19 protein-coding genes and 1 riboswitch are annotated in these 17,397 nt (G+C 39.2%); of the genes, 12 read left to right on the plus strand and 7 right to left on the minus strand.

Annotation, left to right across the window (positions count from 1 at the left end; all coding sequences use genetic code 11):
* Positions 1 to 62: 62 nt before the first annotated feature.
* Together B2X72_RS24185 and B2X72_RS24190 are read right to left on the minus strand one after the other, a co-directional pair.
* On the minus strand, positions 63 to 446 hold the full coding sequence (locus tag B2X72_RS24185; protein WP_088162243.1) for a hypothetical protein: 384 nt from the start codon (positions 444 to 446) through the stop codon (positions 63 to 65).
* Positions 447 to 548: 102 nt separating this feature from the next.
* On the minus strand, positions 549 to 3,161 hold the full coding sequence (locus tag B2X72_RS24190) for a TonB-dependent receptor (RefSeq protein ID WP_115050643.1): 2,613 nt from the start codon (positions 3,159 to 3,161) through the stop codon (positions 549 to 551).
* Positions 3,162 to 3,590: 429 nt separating this feature from the next.
* On the opposite strand from B2X72_RS24190, the gene B2X72_RS24195 reads away from it, so the two are divergent.
* The 10 genes from B2X72_RS24195 to B2X72_RS24240 all read left to right on the plus strand — a co-directional run bounded on the left by B2X72_RS24195 (position 3,591) and on the right by B2X72_RS24240 (position 12,374).
* Positions 3,591 to 4,220, plus strand: a complete 630-nt coding sequence (locus B2X72_RS24195; protein ID WP_075993423.1) for a Crp/Fnr family transcriptional regulator — start codon at positions 3,591 to 3,593, stop codon at positions 4,218 to 4,220.
* Between the two features lie 60 nt (positions 4,221 to 4,280).
* Positions 4,281 to 5,126: an NAD(P)-dependent oxidoreductase gene (locus B2X72_RS24200; protein ID WP_083663680.1), complete on the plus strand. Its 846-nt coding sequence runs from the start codon at positions 4,281 to 4,283 to the stop codon at positions 5,124 to 5,126.
* 118 nt (positions 5,127 to 5,244) lie between these two features.
* Positions 5,245 to 5,988 carry a dienelactone hydrolase family protein gene (locus tag B2X72_RS24205; RefSeq protein WP_075993424.1) on the plus strand — a complete coding sequence of 248 codons (744 nt, stop codon included), beginning with the start codon at positions 5,245 to 5,247 and terminating at the stop codon, positions 5,986 to 5,988.
* Between the two features lie 33 nt (positions 5,989 to 6,021).
* A complete protein-coding gene (locus B2X72_RS24210; RefSeq protein ID WP_286851830.1) occupies positions 6,022 to 7,272 on the plus strand; it encodes a hypothetical protein in 1,251 nt (416 codons plus the stop codon).
* Positions 7,273 to 7,397: 125 nt separating this feature from the next.
* The gene (locus B2X72_RS24215) at positions 7,398 to 8,240 is read left to right on the plus strand and encodes a VanW family protein (RefSeq protein ID WP_232475564.1); all 843 of its coding nucleotides are present in this window, start codon (positions 7,398 to 7,400) and stop codon (positions 8,238 to 8,240) included.
* A gap of 62 nt (positions 8,241 to 8,302) precedes the next feature.
* Positions 8,303 to 8,395, plus strand: a riboswitch (TPP riboswitch).
* 81 nt (positions 8,396 to 8,476) lie between these two features.
* On the plus strand, positions 8,477 to 9,280 hold the full coding sequence (thiM, locus tag B2X72_RS24220) for a hydroxyethylthiazole kinase (protein ID WP_075993426.1): 804 nt from the start codon (positions 8,477 to 8,479) through the stop codon (positions 9,278 to 9,280).
* Positions 9,270 to 9,902 (plus strand): thiamine phosphate synthase, encoded by a 633-nt coding sequence (gene thiE / locus B2X72_RS24225; protein WP_115050544.1) that lies wholly within the window; start codon positions 9,270 to 9,272, stop codon positions 9,900 to 9,902. Before thiM ends, thiE begins: the two co-directional genes overlap by 11 nt.
* Positions 9,899 to 10,738 (plus strand): bifunctional hydroxymethylpyrimidine kinase/phosphomethylpyrimidine kinase, encoded by an 840-nt coding sequence (thiD, locus tag B2X72_RS24230; RefSeq protein WP_115050542.1) that lies wholly within the window; start codon positions 9,899 to 9,901, stop codon positions 10,736 to 10,738. The genes thiE and thiD overlap by 4 nt, the downstream gene beginning before the upstream one ends.
* On the plus strand, positions 10,725 to 11,381 hold the full coding sequence (tenA, locus tag B2X72_RS24235; protein ID WP_115050540.1) for a thiaminase II: 657 nt from the start codon (positions 10,725 to 10,727) through the stop codon (positions 11,379 to 11,381). Before thiD ends, tenA begins: the two co-directional genes overlap by 14 nt.
* A gap of 249 nt (positions 11,382 to 11,630) precedes the next feature.
* Complete coding sequence (locus B2X72_RS24240; RefSeq protein WP_115050538.1) at positions 11,631 to 12,374, plus strand: GIN domain-containing protein; 744 nt, start codon at positions 11,631 to 11,633, stop codon at positions 12,372 to 12,374.
* Positions 12,375 to 12,465: 91 nt separating this feature from the next.
* On the opposite strand, the gene B2X72_RS24245 is transcribed toward B2X72_RS24240, so the two are convergent.
* Entirely contained in the window at positions 12,466 to 12,675 is a 210-nt protein-coding gene (locus tag B2X72_RS24245; RefSeq protein WP_286851834.1) for a hypothetical protein, read from the minus strand.
* 48 nt (positions 12,676 to 12,723) lie between these two features.
* On the opposite strand from B2X72_RS24245, the gene B2X72_RS24250 reads away from it, so the two are divergent.
* The gene (locus B2X72_RS24250) at positions 12,724 to 13,299 is read left to right on the plus strand and encodes a DUF1572 family protein (RefSeq protein WP_075993431.1); all 576 of its coding nucleotides are present in this window, start codon (positions 12,724 to 12,726) and stop codon (positions 13,297 to 13,299) included.
* A 152-nt stretch (positions 13,300 to 13,451) separates the two neighbouring features.
* Complete coding sequence (locus B2X72_RS24255; RefSeq protein ID WP_115050534.1) at positions 13,452 to 14,339, plus strand: helix-turn-helix domain-containing protein; 888 nt, start codon at positions 13,452 to 13,454, stop codon at positions 14,337 to 14,339.
* Here B2X72_RS24255 and B2X72_RS24260 read toward each other — a convergent pair.
* The 4 genes from B2X72_RS24260 to ureG form a co-directional block, all read right to left on the minus strand.
* Positions 14,336 to 15,142, minus strand: a complete 807-nt coding sequence (locus B2X72_RS24260; RefSeq protein WP_286851836.1) for a DUF2490 domain-containing protein — start codon at positions 15,140 to 15,142, stop codon at positions 14,336 to 14,338. The genes B2X72_RS24255 and B2X72_RS24260 overlap by 4 nt on opposite strands.
* A 27-nt stretch (positions 15,143 to 15,169) precedes the next feature.
* A complete protein-coding gene (locus B2X72_RS24265) occupies positions 15,170 to 16,060 on the minus strand; it encodes an urea transporter (RefSeq protein ID WP_286851837.1) in 891 nt (296 codons plus the stop codon).
* Positions 16,061 to 16,070: 10 nt separating this feature from the next.
* Complete coding sequence (locus B2X72_RS24270) at positions 16,071 to 16,868, minus strand: urease accessory protein UreD (RefSeq protein ID WP_075993435.1); 798 nt, start codon at positions 16,866 to 16,868, stop codon at positions 16,071 to 16,073.
* Between the two features lie 2 nt (positions 16,869 to 16,870).
* Positions 16,871 to 17,397: urease accessory protein UreG (ureG, locus tag B2X72_RS24275; protein WP_286851838.1), on the minus strand; the 527-nt coding region annotated here is incomplete at its 5' end.

Below are 17,397 nucleotides of genomic sequence, written 5' to 3' on the forward strand. Positions count from 1 at the left end.
AGCTAAATTTCATTACAAAAGAAATCTAACGGGAGATCGGGTACTATAATCGGGTGTTCTTATCAACTAATTTCACCTGTCAGGTATAAATATTTATAGCGGACAATATCCCTCGAATTTGTAAATTTGATTAATTTTTCCTTTTTGAAAACATAATTGGAAACCTTCTCTTCCATCAAACGCAGGAACTCAACAAATTCAGCAAAAAAGTCTTGACGTTCTCCTGGTGTAAACTGGCTGTTTTTTACAATCCAAAAGAATTGCTCTTCATTTACATGGAAAGATACCTCATTTTTCTTTTCTTTTCGAAAAATAAAGATTGGGTCATTTTCTTGGTTAATAAATAAAGCAAAGCCTGTATTTCCACCATCCAAATTAACAACAAAAGCAGAAAAATGGACAGTACCGATCTGTAAATTTTCCAGACAAATTAATTTATGCAACATCAGGTTGACAATTAGATCACCTAAAATTATTAAGTTTTTATTAAAAAACAAAAAAAGGCCCTCAAAATAATTGTGGGCCTTTTGTATTCGACGTAAATCTTATTAGAATGTAAATTTCACAGATGCATTCCAAGTTCTACCCTGTCCGATCAAAACAAAATTGGAAGTATCAATACCATTCCAAGTATTGTTCACATCTGTCACCAAGTTACTCGAAGTAGCTTCCGAAATATAGAACTTATTCAACACATTGTTCATGTTAACACGGAAACTCATGCTGTTCTTGTCACTTACTTTGACATTGTAAGAAAGACCGGCATCCAAAAGATTAAAAGAAGGTAATTTCATATAGCGTCCATAAGTTTGGCCATCTATTACTTCTCTACGATAATTCGATGCATACAAACGCTCATAATATCTGTAGTTTGCGTCAACAGACAAACCCTTAAACACTTTATATTTAGCACCAAATCCATAAGAAGTTTGCGCTGCGTTACCAACATGTTCACCGGTTAAGTTAACCTGAGAACGTCCCAATTCGACGCGGTTATCGTTACGTATAACAGAGTTTACTGCACCATCGTATTTCCAGTCACCTATCGATAAAAACCCTGTTAGGCTTAATTTTTCGATTGGGCGGGCCTCAAAATCAACTTCTACCCCGCTATGAACCTGTTTTACACCGTAATTTGTTGTATATAAATAGGCACCTTCGACCAAAATACCAGGATCATTTGTTGGATTGTATTTTTTTACGTCGTCTGCCGTCGCTAAACTCGAACTACCCGTAACACGGTTTTCCCAAGTTGTGCGGTAAACATTCACATTCACATCCAAGAATCGAGAAGCAAACTTATAACCTGCCTCTAAACCAAGGATTTTTTCATTTTCAGCATTTTCATTGATATCATTCGCATAATTCATGAAAATATTATTCTGATAAGGTTGACGGGAATAATATCCGGCATTACCGAAAACACTATGCTGTCCTAATGTATAACTTAAACCACCCTTCGTATTGTAGCCAAAATTATTCACGTTTTCAGACTTCTCATTACCTGGCGTGTATTGAAAATAATCAGTTCGTTTGTTTTGTTGTTCGGAAACCGATCCTTGGAAAAAAGCAGTAAATCCATCCTTTGCATATTCAAGTTGACCAAACAAACCTCCGTAGCGGATGTATTGATTGTAATCCCAAGCTAAACGATCTTCACGCGAATCAGGTTTACTTGAGAAAGCTTTCCAAGGGTTCGTTGAGTATGTATTGGTAACCAATGGCTTATTAGGGAAATTAACATTACCGCCTAATACGATACCATTTGTATTTCCAAGTGGATCTGTCAATTTACGATAATGTGTACCTTTATAATCCCTTACATCAAAACCGACATTGAAATTCAAGGATTCTGAAAGTTTACGATTATAGTTAGAAACTATACCAAACCATTGGTGATTGTTCACATCAGCAGCTAAATATTTGCCTGTATTGTATTTATCACTTCTTAGCGATTGGCCACCCCCAGCGGCTAACGATGCGTAAACGACAGTTGACAAAGATGATTTATCATCAATCGTCCAGTCCCAGTTCAAGTTGGCTACTGGCTTATGATAAAAGTTCTTTTGTGCATTCATCATCACGCCGTTTGCATCCTTATAATTGTCGTTATAACGTCTGCCATTAGCGAGATAGTTAGACAATTTTGAGGTATAGCCTTGGTTGTGCCACTGTGGAGCACCCGTTACCATAAAGTTCAGGTTATGCTTTTCATTCGCTTTATATCCAACAGACAGGAAATAACTTTGTCCAGCACCTTCTGTATGGTCCATATAACCGTTACCTGACCACTGTGTAAACATAGCCGAAACAGCAAAACCATTTTTCATCAGACCAGTATTGTAACCGACTGTTGCCTTCATAAACATATCGTTACCAACAGTGGTACGAACAAAACCACCCTCTTTCATTGCAGTGGATTGTGTCACGTAATTTACGGTTCCGCCGACAGATGAAATCGCTAATTTAGACGATCCCAAACCACGTTGAATCTGCACTAAAGAGGCAATATCTGTAAGTCCCGACCAATTTGACCAATATACACTTCCATTGTCCATACCATTGATAGGCTGACCGTTCAACAAAAATGCTGTATTGGACTGATCAAAACCACGTGTTGTCATAGAAGACTCACCAAAACCTTTTGCCTGACCAGTGATATAAACCGAAGGGGTATTAGCTAATGCTGAAGTAATATCCTGTGCTCCTACCCGTTCCTCTAAATCCTGCTTACGGATCGTCGAAACGGCAATCGGTGTCTTTCTTCCTGCCGCAATATCGATAACCCCATGACCGACAACAACAACCTCATCCAAATTTGTTGAAGATCCAGCCGTAAAAATTGGATTGATATTCAACGATTCCCCCGATTTCAGCATGATGTTTTCGAAAACAACAGGCGTTTCGCCAATGTAAGTTACCTCTACTTTGTAGGGGCCTCCTTCTTGAAGATTTGAAATTTGAAATTTTCCTTGGGCATCGGCTGAGCCACTTACTACTTGTCCACTTGGGATGTGGGTAATTTTAATGGTTGCTCCTTTAACCGTTTGTCCAGTAGCTTCTTTGACAACTCCTGAAACTGAACCAGTATTTGCTGTTTGACCTTGAACGGCACTATAACTAGCAAAAACAAGGGCAAAAAAAAGTAAAGACTTTTTCATGTTAGATGTGATTGTTTTGTTTTTGTGCCGCAAAATTAGGAATTGATTGTCTTTTTAACTAATTTTAACAATACCAATATCATGCAGTATCTCTATACAGAAAGAATAAATTTTAATCTTCCACAGAAAAACAGCAAATTTCAGCAAAAAGAGGCAATAAAAATACAGCATACATAAAATAAATACAATATATCCATCCTATTCATGAAAAAACATCAAAAATAATCAGAATAATATTTTGTCTGTTTTGAATAAATCAAAATTTAGCATTTTTACGATTTTTATGAATTGCATACAAGATTTTATAGCTTATCCCCATGCGGTGCTAAAAATTGTTTCTTTCAATCCGTCGTTTCTACCTACCTCCTTTTCTTCCCACAACAGCTGAAATAAGCCTATAAATAATTAACTTTAACTAATTTAAAAAATATGTTATCCATAGAACAAGCTTATACAGGCATTCTTGAACCGGAATTAATCGCTGAAATAGCGGAAAACGCGCATATAAAAACGTTCCGTGAAGGTGATCTCATCATTGATACCAATCAATATATCAAGGCGATGCCTCTCCTCTTGGATGGGGCAATAAAAATTGTCCGGGAGGATGAAGATAAAGGCGAATTGTTGCTCTACTATCTGGAAAAAGGTCAAACCTGTACAATGTCAATAGCCTGTTGCCTCGGGAATAAAAAAAGTGAAATTCGTGCGCTCGCAGAAAAAACAACGACTGTAGCCATGATTCCAAATGAGCTTGTCAACCTTTGGATGGGAAAATACCCTTCCTGGCGAAATTTCATCATATCAAGCTATTCAAGCCGTATGGACGAAATGTTACAAGCTGTTGATAGTCTAGCTTTTTCCAATATGGAAGAACGCATCATCAACTATTTAAAAGCCAAAGTGAAGCTGAATGACGACCGAATACTCACCCTTACGCATCAGGATATCGCTTCCGATTTAAATACATCCCGAGTCGTTGTCTCCCGAATTTTAAAAAAACTGGAACAGGAAGATAAAATAGTGCTGCTACGTAACGAAATTAGGGTATTGGTGGAATGAGCAAAACATTTGTATCTTTAGTTATACGTAAATTTCAAGAGCAATTAATGTAATTTTTAGATGAAGATAGAAAAATTAGGATTTATAGGATTAGGAAACATGGGGTATCCCATGGCTAAAAATCTAGAAAAAGCAGGATTCCCCCTTTCTGTTTACAATAGAAACAAGGCTAAAGCAGCAGGTTTTGAAGAGCAATCAATTATCAGAGAAGATATAGGTGAATTAGTCGATCATAGCGATATTATATTCTCCATGCTCACAAATGATGAAGCGGTCAACGAAGTTTATGAAAAAATCCTCCAAAGGGAGATCAAGGGCAAATTATTTGTCGATATGAGTACAATATCTCGTGAACGCTGTATTTCAATAGCCACTAAGCTAAAAGAAAAAGGCGCTGCTTTTATCGATGCTCCCGTTGCCGGCAGTACCAAGCCAGCGACTGAGGGTACACTTATTATTATGGTCGGTGGTGATCCCGAAGACCTTCATCGCGCCCGACCATACCTCGAGCAGATGGGAAAATCGATCAAACATCTCGGCGAAAATGGTCAGGGAATTGCCGCTAAACTTGCGATCAACTATTTCCTTTCGACGATTTACCAAGGTCTCGCGGAGACGATCTTATTTTCAGATAAACTGGGAATTCAACGAAGCGATATGCTCGAAATCATCAACGATAGTGCCAGCGGCAGTGGGGCAACAAAAGTGAAAACACCATTATTGGTGGAAGAAAACTACAGTCCTGCATTTGCGCTAGACCTTATGCTGAAAGATATTCGACTGGCTCAACAGGCCGGTGCTGACTATCCCCTCCTCAAGACCTTACTCGAAACCTACGGAAAAGCACAGGATCAAGGTCTCGGACAGCTCGATGTTATTGGTATCATTGAATCCATCAAGTCATAGCTTCAGGTTGGCGACAGTGAAAAAAATGTACATTGAAAATTATATTTAGTTGAGATGGACTCCAAATTAGGTTCATTTCTGATCACACAAAATAATAAGTGGAACAAATTATTAACAGATGAAAACAGTTATGACACTATTGGTGCTTACTATGGTCACCATGACTACGCAGGCCCAACAATTAAAACAGGTTTCTTACCAGGATGGTGAACAAAAACTCAACGGCATGGTAACCTCCAATAGGGCAAAAAAAGGCCCTGCTGTCTTAATTCTTCCGGCATGGAAGGGAATTGACAACGAAGCGAAACAAGCTGCATTGCTTCTTGAAAAAGAAGGTTACATCGCGTTCATTGCCGACATCTACGGTGAAGGAAATATTCCCTCGGACAACACCGCAGCTTCGAAAATTGCCGGCCACTATAAGACAGACTATAAAGCTTATCAGCATCGCATAATGCTCGCATTGGAACAACTGAAAAAAGAGGGCGCGGATCCGACGAAAATTGCTGTCATCGGCTATTGTTTTGGAGGTTCAGGAGCCTTAGAAGCAGCGAGAGCCGGCTTCCCCGTCAATGCAGTGATCAGTATCCACGGAGGCCTATCCAAAGCTGCCGACAGACCCAATGGTTCGATCAAAACAAAAGTACTCGTTGAGCACCCAGCAGCCGATAAAAGCGTATCAAAAGAAGATTACGATGGGTTGGTCAAGGAATTAAATGAAGGAAAAGCAGACTGGCAAATAATTACCTACGCAAATTCGGGACATACGTTTACGAATCCCGAGTCAGCCGAATATAACCCCGTAATGGCTAAACGTGCCTGGGAGCACACCTTATTATTTTTGAAAGAAGTATTAAATTAAATAGCAAAGTCAACAACAGCAATATCGACCCAAATGAATTATAACGCGAAACTGCACTTTTATCCGATTATCATTCAGTTGTTGATATTGCTGTTATATAGTCCCAGCGCAGCATCGCAAACAGTAAAATCGCTAACAATAGCTAGCCCAACGCATGCAGTTCTTTTTCTAACCAATGAGTCCGATAAATCAACTGATTTTATCATGCGTCTACACGAAAAAAATGCTGCTGAGATTTTCAAATTAGTACCTTATAGCACAACAAAGTTACTGGTCACAAAAACCGATGCAAAAAAACTCACATTCATCGTTAAAAATCACCAGTGGACCATCGACGTATTGTCATTGAAGCAACGTCATGCCATGATCTTGTTTGATGGATTAGCCAAACCCAAGATCATATACGATAGTAATACCTATCTGGCAGCAGCCAAACCGATATTAAACACCAGCACACAAATTGCGTCAAAGAAAGCTTCTGCACAATATAATGCCTCACATTTCTTTGACTCAATCGCACAAGTTCAATTTATTCCATCCGGGCAATATGCAGCGGCTATTATCGCAAATTCCGCTCTTCCTCTTTATTACAGTCAGCGTAAGAATAAATGTGACGGCACTTATGTAATGCAGCAGTTTTCGGACGAAAATGCGGTGCAATCCGGTGCAATTATGACGACTGTATATGAAGAAGGCAAAGAGATCACATCGAACAATCTTTCCGGGGGAAATAATTATTACAACAAAAGATGCTATAATCAATTCGGACTTATCGACTCCATACAGTACCTTCGAAATAGTAAGTGGAGCAGCAGTACAATTTACCGGTATCTCCCAAATACCATTGTTTCCTACGATCCTACATTTGAATCGGCGATGATTTATCACTTGAACAGTAAACTCCAGGTTATAAAAAGTGAATCCATTCATTTTGTCTATCAACGGAGAGACTGGACCATTTACAGTTATGATCAACAGAATCGAATTACTGAAGAGATTTCGGGCAGAAATGATCAAAGAGAAAGTCGCGTCCGCTATCAATATGATAGTCCGGAAACAAGTGACTACTCGCTGCGCCAAACCTTCGATCAAAGCGATCGACTGACAGCCGAAATCAAGCGATCGTACCGAGCCAACGAAACGATTGATGAGTTTTATTATGAGGGTGTATTACAACAAAAATCTATTGTAAAAGATCTCGGAAACTGTGCCTACGAAAGCTTGATCTATAACAAGGAGGGAAAGTTAACAGCGAAATACATACAGGCAAAGAAAACCAACTAAACGAACTGAAAAACTGCACTAAGCTCAGACAATAAGATTCTTGATTTTGACAAAAAAATATTCGACGAAATTCGGCAAAAAACACATTTCTGCACTAATTTTGATAGCGATACATAAACGTCAAATTGAGAAAAAGAAAACTGATCAGTCAACTTCATCCCATACTCTATTTTATTGCAGTATGGGCGAGAAGAGTGCAGCGCAAAGCCGTTTGGCTATTTGATAATAAGAAATACAGCACAGCTAAATCAACTGAAAAACTTCCCTTTCGTATTAAAAAGCATCAGTCTGTCTTATTAAAAAAACTAGGCGAAAATAATATGCAATTGCAGATTAACAAAGTTACCAACCTGAAAATTGCAGCAGCACAGATTAATAGCATTCTGATCAGACCGAAGGAAACCTTTTCATTTTGTAAACTCGTTGGACTACCCACTGTAAAAAAAGGATATCTGCCCGGCATGGAGTTATCCTTTGGTGAAGCAAGAGCGGGTATTGGCGGTGGAATCTGTCAAATATCCAACCTCATCCATTGGCTTGTTATCCATAGTCCACTCACCGTCAATGAACGTTATCACCACTCTTTTGATCCATTTCCGGACGATGGCCGTGTTTTGCCATTCGGTAGTGGAGCTACCGTCTTTTATAATTACCGCGACTATCAATTCACCAACAACACGCCTTACACCTTTCAAATAAATCTCTGGTTCACAGACAAATGTTTAGAGGGCGAATTAAGAATTGATCAAGAACTGGATTTTGCGTACCATGTCGTTGAAAAAGAACATCAATTTCTTAAAATAGACAATCAGTTCTTTCGGAAAAATGAGATTTGGCGCGAGAAATTTTTAAAGTTTCAGGGTGGAAAGATTTTGGAAACCGAACTTTTGACCAAAAATTTTGCCCGGGTTACCTATACCCCTGTTGAATACATTGAAATTAGTGCCGATCAAAATCCGGCCGATTAATTCAACAAGCTAATGATCGAAAAATGACGGATATGAAAAGTCCTCTTTTTTGTTTAAGTTTGGTCTGGCTTTGGGGGTATTCTGTATAGAATTGAGATAGTCCCTTTGAACCTGATTCGGTTTATACCGGCGTAGGGAAAAGCAAAAATCCACTGTACAGCATACTCCTTTACTGCACAGGCTATCGCTCTTCTTCCCTCCAAGGCCACACAGTATATCTTAGCATATGTAAAAAAATGGAAGATTCAATTATCAATTTATTAGAGCAGCTGAGGGTCGAAAAACCCCTTGTACACAACATCACAAACCTAGTCGTGATGAACAATACTGCCAACGCACTTTTAGCCCTAGGAGCGTCCCCTGTGATGGTACACAGCCCATTAGAAGTACGCGAGGTTGTCGATATTGCACAAGCTCTTGTCATTAATATCGGCACCTTGAGTGAAGATACTGCCGAAGCTATGCTGGTTGCTACCGAACATGCCAATACCATTGGACGGCCATGGGTACTTGATCCTGTTGGTGCTGGGATATCAGCATTCCGCAATGATTTATTATCCAATCTACTGGATCTCAAACCCACGGTTATTCGTGGAAATGCATCAGAAATCATGACGCTGTACAATTTCAACCAACCGAACACAAAGGGAGTCGACAGCACGACAGCGAGTAAAGATGCGCTCCGATTTGGCCAATTATTACAAGAACAAACCGGCTCCATTATCTGTATTTCTGGAGAAGTAGACTATATCCTTTCACAGCAATATCGGGTTGAAGTTTTTAATGGCAACCCTTTAATGACACAGGTAACTGGGCTTGGCTGTAGTGCTACTGCGCTTATTGGTGCATTTCTAGGTGTTACAGACCAATATTTTGAAGCAGCTGTTGCCGGTGTATCCATTCTGAGCTTAGCGGGAGAACTCGCTGCCCAAACAGCAGCTGGACCGGGCACCCTGCAATTGAATCTCTATGATGAACTCTATCAGCTCAATGCAGAACGTCTAAAATCAAAGCTCAAGATCAAACGCTATGCGCATTAATCCGCTTTTTCCCTACCCTTTATATTTGGTAATTTCTGAGCGGGACTGTTATCCTCAAAATTGGCTCAATGTTGCCGAAGAAGCCATTATTGGCGGAGTCGATCTTATACAATTGCGCGAAAAGGCTGACGATCCGGCCACATTTTTGGATAAAGCCATCCGTTTGAAAAAACTGACCGATCATTACGGTATTCCGCTCGTGATCAATGATGCCGTAGCAATCGCTGCCCAAATCGAGGCATGGGGAATTCATGTGGGTCAAAATGATTTGCAGCCGCTCGCTATTCGCGAAAAATATGGTGATAAATTAACCATAGGCTGGTCCATAGAAGACATGCAACAACTGGAAAGTGAACAAATGTACACCGTCGACCACCTTGGTGTAAGCCCCATTTTTTCTACGAAAACAAAAGTAGATACGGTTACTGAATGGGGAATTGCGGGTTTAAAACAACTTCGGAGTAGGACGGAAAAACCATTGATCGCTATCGGAAGGATGAATTTACAAACAGCAGAAGAGACCTGGAATGCCGGTGCAGACTCCATTGCAGTCGTTTCGGCCATATGCCAAAGTCAAGATCCCAGAGCTGCCAGTGCACAACTAAAAGAACTATTAAAATGACAAAAGATAAAAAATACCGCGTCCCTACCGTACTCAGCATTGCGGGGTTCGATGGTAGCGGTGGTGCAGGTATACAGGCAGATACCAAAACCATATCTGCATTAGGTTGTTATGCCATGAATGTTTTAACTGCCTTACCCGTTCAGAACACACAAGGTGTAAGACGTATTTATGAAATTCCTACAGCAGCCGTCCAGGACCAATTGGATGCTATTTTTGACGATATCTATCCCGATGCAATCAAAATAGGAATGGTACACAATATTGAACTTGTGGAGCTTATTAGCAGCTATTTAAAAGAATATAAAGGGCCTATCGTATTTGATCCAGTCATGGTCTCGACCAGCGGGCACAAGCTCATTCACGATGATACAATTCAGGCCTGCATAGAACTTCTTTTTCCTTTAGCAACGCTGATTACACCAAATTTAGACGAGGTAAGTGTTTTAGTAAACGAAGTTATTGACAATGTCGAGAAGATAAAAAAAGCGGGAAATAGCCTATTGGCGAAAGGTTGTCAATCCGTTTTGATTAAAGGCGGGCATCTCCAAAGTCAAGAATTAACATCCCTGTTGTTCCAGCACAAGAGCCCACCAATTGAATTCAAATCTCAAAAAATTAACAGCAAAAATACACATGGTTCCGGTTGTTCGCTTTCTTCAGCAATTGCGAGCCATTTGGCACAAGGCGTTGGTCTCGATAGCGCGGTTGAATTCGCATTGGCCTATATACACGCAGCAATAGCTGGTAGCAAAGATCTCGTCATTGGCAAAGGAAATGGGCCATTAAATCACTTCCATAATCCGATTAAACTTATTCAATATGAACTGGACTGATCATGCCTGGGAATCCATAACAGCTATTTATTCTGATATACTTACTATGCCATTTATTGTTCAGCTTAGTGATGGTAGTCTTTCCCTGGATAAATTTCAATTTTACATGCAGCAGGATGCTTTCTATTTAGAAGAATTTGGCCGTGTGCTCGCCTTTATAGGTGCAAAAAGTGCGGATAACCAACAAGCATTGGACTATTTCGAATTTGGTCGCAATGCGCTTCTTGTTGAACGGGCATTACACGAAAATTACTTTCGGGAATTTGGTTTAAGTCCTGCCGACAAGAGCAACAAAATCGAACCAACCTGCCATCATTATGTCCATTTTCTTAAAAGCGTAGCCGCTTTCGAGAGCATTGAGGTCGCTATGGCGGCAACACTCCCCTGTTTTTGGATTTATAAGGAGGTCGGAGATCACATTGTATCGACAGCAAATACACAGGGAAATCCCTATTCCAAATGGATAGAAACCTATAGCGGTGAGGATTTTGCACAGGGCGTTATCAAGGCGAAAAACTACGTTGACAAAATTGCTGCAGAAACTACTGCAACAAAACGGGAGAAGATGCGACAAGTATTTATAACAGCTTCCCAATTAGAGTATCAATTCTGGTTAGCAGCCTACAAACGAAGGGTATGGTAAACAAACTATTGTCCGATACCGAACAGTTGATGTTCAAAAATTAGCATTAACGAAAATAGCACTCAGAAACAAAACTAGTGTTAATCAGTATTTTAAACGGATTTAAAGTTTTGGCATTACTATTATACTATAGGTGGCAGTTAACGATAGAGCGTGTACATAAGTGCATAAGCACATAAGAAACGATAAAAAGGGAAATTAAAATGAAACTTTCAGTAACAATAAATTTAAATTAATAATAGAAAAATAATGAAAAGAATCTTAACCATTGCCTTTATTTCATTTTTATATGTAGCTCAGGCACAAGAACGCGAAACACGCAAGATCACTGCTCCAGATGGCATTTCATCGGCAACTTCATTACGTGTAGATTATATTCACTCTAATCGCAACGAGGTTGTTGTTGAAGCAGATACTCCGGAGCATTTATCCCTTATCGAAACGACTGTAAAAAACGGTACACTCTATGTACAGTATAAAAGAAACAGTTCTGTCAGAAATGCGAGAAACAATCGCGTAACTGTTTACTCAAGCAAGATACCAACACGTTTTTCGGCATCTTCTAGCAGTTCAATTCATACCGATGAAACAATTAAGGCCGATAAAATTTCTGTTGACGTATCTTCTTCAGCAAGCATATCCCTTAAAAGATTAATTGCGGATGATATAAGCCTTTCAACAAGTTCTTCGAGTAGTTTAACAACGAATGTGAGCAGTAAAAATTTGCAGGTATCTGCAAGTAGTTCGTCCAGCCAAGACATTTCGGGAAGTGCTTCAAATTTAAATTTGAACACCAACTCATCGGCATCGGTTGATATGAGCCGTTTCTCAACAACAAATGCCCAAATACAAGCGAATTCGTCTGCAAATGTAACGCTCAGCGTGAAAGAAAACTTACAGGGAAAGGTTTCTACATCTGCCAGAATTGCGTTAAAAAATCAACCAAAAAATGTCCAAGTTGACAAATCAACTAGCGGCAGAGTAGTACTATAATTTTTAGTGTGGTCTTTAATAAAGACTGTTTGTTTATGTTTAATGTTTAGTTAGCTTAAAGGTGATACATACCCCAGTATCACCTTTGCTTTTATCGACCTTTTTGCTCACACTTCTCCTTCTCCTTCTCCTTCTCCTTCTCCTTCTCCTTCTCCTTCTCCTTCTCCTTCTCCTTCTCCTTCTCCTTCTCCTTATAAATTTGCACATTAATCACTTCAAAAAGCAGTATCAGGAAATTAGTGAGATCGATAACACCACCAGATTTCTGCTCAAAAAAAACTATTTTAGGTTTCGGTTTCACGACATTTTTGTATATTAATATGCATATAAATGATAAACTTTCGGCGTAATGGATAATTTCTTAGCGACTTGTATAAAGCAATTTCAATATTATAAATCATTGGGTGATAAAACATTTACACAACTAAGCACTGAACAGCTCTTTTGGCATCCAAATGATTCAAGCAATAGCATTGCATTAATTGTAAAACATTTAGGTGGAAATATGCTTTCCCGTTGGACGGATTTTCTCAGCACAGATGGTGAAAAAGAAAATAGGAACCGGGATCAGGAATTTGAGAACAGCTGGACAGATCGCGACGAGCTTATTACTTATTGGAATGCTGGATGGGCTTGTCTATTTCAAGCAATAGAATCGCTCGGAGAAGAAGATCTCGTTAAAATCATCTATATCCGTAATCAAGGACATACCGTCATGGAAGCGATCTTGCGGCAACTCGCACATTATCCTTACCACATCGGGCAGATTCTCTATATCGGAAAAATATGTTTGGATGATAAATGGTCCACCTTATCGATACCCAAAGGTCATTCAGCTTCCTATAATAAGGAGAAATTCAGCCACGAAAAACAGCAACAACATTTCACCTCCGAGTTTCTAAAAGGAAATCAGGAGAATATGTAGTAAATAGGCTTTTACACTCCATTAACACAGTAATTACTTAAATGAAAGCATTGGATTTTAACCTGTTTTTCGCAAACTTTTAAGTATATTTGTCATACACACAACTATTCTTTTTTAGTTGATTTCATTAGTAAGTACGTTGTTTTAAGACTATGAAAAATTCGATTAAGATCATCAACAATTACGAGTACAAAAAGTTATTTCTACCTGATGTTTCTGAGCACAATTTATTCAATGAAAATAAAATTCAAGTCTATCGAATTGAGAATTACCTACGCAGTATCCTGATGCCTGTCATCCCCTATCGTACAACGTTTAATTTTCTCATTTTTGTAACGAAGGGATCCCTGACCCAACATCTCGAAAGCGCATCTTACACATTAACTGAAAATCAAGTCATTAACATCAAACAAGGCAATATCACGGCCACACTGGCAATCTCTGATGATGTAGAAGGTTTTTTTGTAGTCTATGAAAATGAAATTGTGACTGATATTGAACTTGGTATAAACGATATCAAATTTTTCAATTCCCATCCTTTTACCACACTAAAAGCCCATGTAGCACATTGGCTCCAACAAATGTTGGTATTATTGGAAGAAGAACTTTTTACTGAGGGCCGTGTGATGGAAGTCTGCATTTCAATGATGCAGTGTATCTTATTAAAGGTGATAAAATCGGATATTGAAACAAAGGCTCCAATGAGCCGACAGCTAGATATTGCTTTCCGTTTTCGCGAATATGTACAAAAATTCCATATCGATCATAAAAACGTATTATTCTATGCCAATTTATTACATATTTCAGAAAACTACCTCAATAAATGTGTTAAAGAAGCGACGAATAAACCACCGAAACAATGGATTAGCGAAATAAGTATCTTACATAGCCAGATTCTGCTGCAGGATGCTACGAGAGATATTGCCGGTATAGCCTTTGAATTGAAATTTCAATCGCCCTCGTATTTTACTCGGCTATTTAAAAAAATCACTGGGTATTCACCCAGTGACTATCGAAAACATAAGTTTATGGCGGGCTAATGTTTTTTACTGTAAGGTAAATTCCAAATTAAATCTACGGCCAAATAATGAACGCCAAAATCTACTTTGTCATAGCCTTTAATTAAGTCGTTCATATACCCCAGATCCAATCGCAAAGGTGTTTTTGGAATATCTGTCATGTAATAGAAACCCAGACGGGTCTCTTTATAAGCAAAGCTAGACCATGTACTAGCAGGTTCGTAAAGCTTACTGATTGCAAAAAGCCCTTCTGCGCTCAAAGCCAATTCTTGCTTATTTTTAGCCGAAATTTTAAAATTTAGCTGCGACTTCAAGCGGGTCCTAAATTGAAAATTCTCTTCTGTTTTCTGAAAATCAGCTGTAAAGAACTTTCGAAACTCTTGCCTTAAGGTATTTTTCCATTTCAAACGATCATTCAGGGTAAATGTATACGCATATCGCCCATATAACCTAAATTCTTGCTCGACACCTTCATTATGGTAGGGTGCTGCCTCATCATAAACGTTTTGGCGACGATAGCTCAATGCATAGCTATATTGTTGATTCTTGGCAAACTTATGATAGACTTCATGATTTAGCACCCAAATGGCCTGCTTATGAAATGGATTTGAATCGTCGGGCGTACTTTTGGTTCCCAGACCGATGTAGGTTAGTGCCTCTTTGGTTCCCGCACTATCCAGTTTCCGGCGTAGGCCCAGAACAGACCAAGATGCGGTCCTTGCTTTTCCTAACCCCGGTGGACTGACTTGCCCGTAGGCAGTATTTACATGAATTCCCAATAAGAGCATTATTGGGAATAGTTTTATTAAACGAAATTTAAACATACATAAAATTTTAGTTCACAAAAAGGACTAGGAAGTCCCTTCTGCTGATGAAAATTTATTCACCAACCATTTATCGATAAGTTTGACCGGTTGCATCGCCCACATCGCAAAAACAAATGGGAAAGTCAATGTTGTCCAGCCGTTATGAATCAAAAAGTGATCAAAATATGTGGCGATAATTGTTCCGATCAGTACATATACGCCATCACGAACACGTGGGCCGCTCAGAGCGATTCCAACCAAAACCGCATTGAAGCTAAAAATGCCATTATTGGTCATATCTGCAGATTCATGGCCATGGTGCGAAATATAAACACTGATGATAACAGCAGCGAAACCGTAAAGTGCTCCCATGGGATTGCTCAGGAAAACCCCAATGAAAAAGATCAATCCAGCAATTAAACTACCCTGAAAAATAACCTGACCAAAGGCATGGCCTTCAATTAAGAAATCATCCATTTCTTGAATATCAACAAAATGCTCGGGTACCGTCCTTAAAGCCAATTCTGGAATACTCAACACATACAATGCGATCCAGGTAATTAAGATAAAAGGAAATGTAAATACCGGCAGATTCTTCTTTAATGCAAAACCCATCAAGATGGTGGTCAACGCAGATCCGACGATTAAAGCTCCCCATACCCAGACGTTTGTCTGAAAATAGAAAACCAAAGCAATACCATAAAGCGTAGCATTAAATCCGAAGAGTCCATCATTGATATGACCCTCATCAAATTTCATCAACTTGGCAGTCAATACCCCGACGATATTGGCGAGGATTCCCGCAAAGCCCATTAGTGCCGAATCATAAATAATGGCGTCTATAAATAAAATACCCGTCCAAATGTTACCCTGTAACATAATTTGCCCAAATCCTTTAAAAAAAGCTTTTACAAAAGCTAGGATGTTATTTTTCATTGGAATATAATTAGTTGTTATTCAAAAATATGTTGTCCCATAATGCGCTTTGCATTTCTTTAAAAAGAAGATAAAGCTGTTCGGCACCGTAACCTAAAACGCGAACCATAAAACCGTCGTGCTGCAATTCACTAATACCAAACGCAACGTCTTTGGTTTCCCCATATTGTTCATGGAAAGTCTCGATCCAGTCACTTGGATTCAAGCCGGCACTATTAAGGTAGATCAAAGTTCCCTGATGCGTATAGCCTTCCAAAATACCCAAGCCTTGTATAGGCATACGATCTGGCTGCAGCAATACATTATCTTTCACTACAAGCCTACCATTGACATAACATTCTGTCAGATTTTGAAAGTGATTGTACATAAACTCTTCTCCGGACATTTTCCGACCACAAGTCACGATTTCACTAAGCAATAAGTGACAATTAGAAGCAAGATGTACAATGTTATGGCTCAAAAAATGAGACGAATGTTGTGGTACTACAGGATGGGGCACATAAGAAAAAACAGCATTTTCACCGATATTCACTTCCATAGTTTGGGACGAATGGCCTTTCATATGAAACAAACGCTGGTAAGCTTGCGTTTGTAACTGCAGCTTAGCGCCCGGAGCAATATCAACTTGAATACGATGGTCATCTCCATCCAACAAACCAGGCGATGAACTCATAATCATCAGATACGCTGCATTGTCTTTTTGATATTGTCCAACTGGAACGATACGAAACGGTTGTGTCGCATATGCATCTTTTAAAAAGGATTTTCCTTCGCGATGTGCTATTTTAATATCTAAAGAACAGATCATAACTAACGTAGTAAATTAGGTTCCTCAACATCTTGAAGGAGTGCGTATTTTTTAATCCAGCCTACAATCTCTTCCAAACCATCTCCGGTTTTTAGATTTGAAAATAAGAATGGAGAACCTTTACGCATTTTACGTGCATCATGCTCCATTACTTCTAAGCTTGCGCCTACATAGGGTGCCAAATCTTTCTTATTGATCAATAAAAGATCAGATCTTGTAATTGCTGGACCACCTTTACGAGGCATTTTTTCACCTTCGGCAACATCAATTACGAAAATGGTAATATCGGCCAGATCCGGGCTATAGGTAGAAGTTAGGTTATCACCACCACTTTCAATCAAAATCAACTCTAAATCCGGGAAGCGGCTTGCTAGTTCATCTACAGCTTCTAGATTCATACTCGCATCCTCCCGTATGGCCGTATGCGGGCAACCACCGGTTTCTACACCGATAATTCGTTCACGGGGCAGCAAACTATTTTTGGCCATGTACTCCGCATCTTCCTTCGTATAGATATCATTTGTAATTT

The sequence above is a fragment of the Sphingobacterium sp. UBA7253 genome (assembly GCF_002472745.1).
GTDB lineage: Bacteria > Bacteroidota > Bacteroidia > Sphingobacteriales > Sphingobacteriaceae > Sphingobacterium > Sphingobacterium siyangense.